Source organism: Kribbella sp., from assembly GCF_035655035.1.
Taxonomy (GTDB): Bacteria; Actinomycetota; Actinomycetes; order Propionibacteriales; family Kribbellaceae; genus Kribbella.
In genome coordinates, this window is record NZ_DASRVN010000357.1 from 1 (window position 1) to 1659 (window position 1659).

At 68.3% G+C, this 1659-nt stretch carries 1 protein-coding gene; it reads right to left on the reverse strand.

Annotated features, from left to right (window positions below; translation table 11 throughout):
* A partial coding sequence (locus tag VFF46_RS19880) for an NAD-glutamate dehydrogenase domain-containing protein (RefSeq protein WP_325038657.1) occupies positions 1-1659 on the reverse strand: 1659 nt, incomplete at both ends.

The window sequence follows — 1659 nt, forward strand, 5'->3', positions numbered from 1 at the left end:
TGCAGGCGTTCGCCGAGCGCGAAGTGCACCTTGGCGACCTCGAGGATGTCGAGGTCGTCGCGGGACGCGGTCTCCACGATCCCGAGCCCGGCGTACGCCGGCGGCAGCACCGCGATCCGGGTCGCGAAGTCCTCCGAAACCCCCTTCTGTACCAGGGCTTCCCGGCGCTGCTCGAACAGCGCCAGCTCCCGGCCCCGCAGTACCTCGGGCAACGCCGCGGTCAGCTTCGCGATACCGGGAGCGAAGAACTCGATCAGCTCCTCGATGTCCACCGGTGGCCGCCGGTTCGACACCAGCCAGCGAGTCGCGCGTTCGACCAGCGTGCGGGTCTCCAGCCGCATCCCGGTCTGCGTCTCGGCGTCGACCACGTTGTCCAGCTCGGCGTTCGCGGCCAGTAGTTCCGGCTGCGAGAAGATCCGCGAGGCCGCGAGGTTCGCGCGGACCACGTCCTCCTCGTTGCCGCCGGTCTCCAGCGAGAGCCGGTGGTACGCCGTGATGCCGGACGTGTTGACGAATTCGTTCACGACCTGGGTGGTGATGATCTCACGGCGCAACTGGTGGCTCTGGATCTGGTCGGCGAACCGTTCCTGGATCGCCTTCGGGAAGTAGCTGGCGAGCTTGTGCTTGAGGAACGGGTCGTCCGGCAGCGACGTCTTGAGCAGCTCGGCTTCCATCACGATCTTCGTGTACGCGATCAGCACCGACAGCTCCGGCGAGGTCAGCCCGCGGCCCTCGGCCTTGCGGCGCTTGAACTCCGGGATGCTCGGCAGGAACTCCAGCTGCCGGTCGAGCAGCCCCTGGCGCTCGAGCCGCCGGACCCAGTCCTGGTGGACGTGCATCAGCGCCGGCGCCTGCGCGGTCGCGTTGGCGAGCGCGATGTTCTGCCGGTAGTTGCTCTTCAGTACCAGCGCGCCGACCTCGTCGGTCATCGACGCGATGATGTCGTTGCGCTGCTTCTCGGTCAGGTCGCCGTCCGCGACCACGGTGTCCAGCAGGATCTTGATGTTCACCTCGTGGTCGGACGTGTCGACGCCGGCCACGTTGTCGATGAAGTCGGTGTTGATCCGGCCGCCGTTCGCGGCGTACTCGATCCGGCCGAGCTGGGTGAAGCCGAGGTTGCCGCCCTCGCCGACCGCCCGGGCGCGCAGCTCGGACCCGTTGATCCGGATCGCGTCGTTGGCCTTGTCGCCGACGTCCGCGTTGGACTCGTTCGACGACTTCACGTACGTCCCGATGCCGCCGTTCCAGAACAGGTCGACGGGCGCCTTCAGGATCGCGTTCATCAGCTCGGCCGGCGTCAGGGTCGGCGAGCCGCTCTCGATCCCGAGCACGGAACGGACCTGCGCGGAGATCGGGATCGCCTTGTCGGTCCGCGGATACACCCCGCCGCCGGCGGAGATCAGCGACGCGTCGTAGTCCGCCCACGAGGACCGCGGCAGCTCGAACAGCCGCCGCCGCTCGGCGAAGGACACCGCCGCGTCCGGCGCCGGATCCAGGAAGATGTGCCGGTGGTCGAAGGCCGCGACCAGCCGGATGTGCTCCGACAGCAGCATCCCGTTGCCGAACACGTCACCGGACATGTCGCCGACGCCGACGACCGTGAAGTCCTCGTTCTGGCAGTCGTGGCCGAGCTCGCGGAAGTGCCGCTTGACCGACTCC